The organism is Pseudomonas sp. NPDC087817 (assembly GCF_044742875.1).
Taxonomy (GTDB): domain Bacteria; phylum Pseudomonadota; class Gammaproteobacteria; order Pseudomonadales; family Pseudomonadaceae; genus Aquipseudomonas.
Genome location: NZ_JBIUVJ010000183.1, coordinates 1 through 1,158, shown reverse-complemented (window position 1 = coordinate 1,158; position 1,158 = coordinate 1). Strand labels below are relative to the sequence as shown.

At 55.9% G+C, this 1,158-nt stretch carries 1 protein-coding gene and 1 pseudogene; both read left to right on the top strand.

The window, feature by feature from the left end:
- A partial coding sequence (cyoA, locus tag ACIONG_RS30570; protein ID WP_401304777.1) for a ubiquinol oxidase subunit II occupies positions 1-863 on the top strand: 863 nt, incomplete at its 5' end.
- 3 nt (positions 864-866) lie between these two features.
- Positions 867-1,158, top strand: a pseudogene (locus ACIONG_RS30565) (cytochrome o ubiquinol oxidase subunit I); the annotation flags it as partial.

Sequence of the window (1,158 nt, the reverse complement as noted above, 5' to 3'; positions counted from 1 at the left end):
CCTTGCTCAATCCAACGGGCCAGGTCGGCCTGGAACAGCGCAACCTGATCATCACCGCCACGCTGCTGATGCTGTTGGTCGTTGTGCCGGTTATCGTCATGACCTTCCTGTTCGCCTGGAAATACCGCGCGTCGAACAAGAACGCTGTCTACACCCCGAAATGGTCGCACTCGACCAAAATCGAAGTGGCAGTCTGGACCATCCCGGTCCTGATCATCATTGCCCTGGGTTACATCACTTACATCTCGACCCACGAACTGGACCCTTATCGTCCGATTCAATCCGACGTCAAGCCTGTGACCATCGAAGTGGTCGCGCTGGACTGGAAGTGGCTGTTCATCTACCCGGAACAAGGCATCGCCACGGTCAACAAGATCGTGTTCCCGGCGCACACGCCAATCAACTTCAAGATCACCTCTGACGCTGTGATGAACTCGTTCTTCATCCCGGGTCTGGGCGGCCAGATCTACGCGATGGCGGGCATGCAGACCAAGCTGCACCTGATCGCTGACCGCAACGCTGAAATGGACGGTATCTCCGCCAACTACAGCGGCGCGGGTTTCACCGGCATGAAGTTCAAAGCTATCTCCACCACTCAGGAAGATTTCGACGCCTGGGTAAGTGAAGTCAAGAAGTCACCTAAACAGCTTGATCAAGCTGAATACGCAGCCCTTGCCAAGCCAAGCCAGAACAACCCAGTCGAGCTCTACTCCTCGGTCACGCCGAACCAGTTCCAGATCATCGTCGACAAGTACGAAGGTATGAAGCCGGGCAAGCCGCTGAAGCACGAGAAGAAAGAGAAAGAAGTGGCGGCCACGGAAATTGACTCGAGTTCGCATTCAGCTGCCGGGGCAGAGGAGTAAACGATGTTTGGTAAATTAAGTTGGGAAGCAGTCCCATTCCACGAGCCGATCGTGATGGTGACCATCGCCATGATCGCCCTCGGTGGTCTGGCGCTGTTCGCTGCAATCACCTACTTCAAGAAGTGGACTTACTTGTGGACCGAGTGGCTGACGTCGGTCGACCACAAGAAAATCGGCGTGATGTACATCATCGTCGCCATGGTCATGCTGCTGCGCGGTTTTGCCGACGCCATCATGATGCGTACCCAGTTGGCCATGGCCACCGAGGGTTCGCCTGGCTACCTGCCACCTGAAC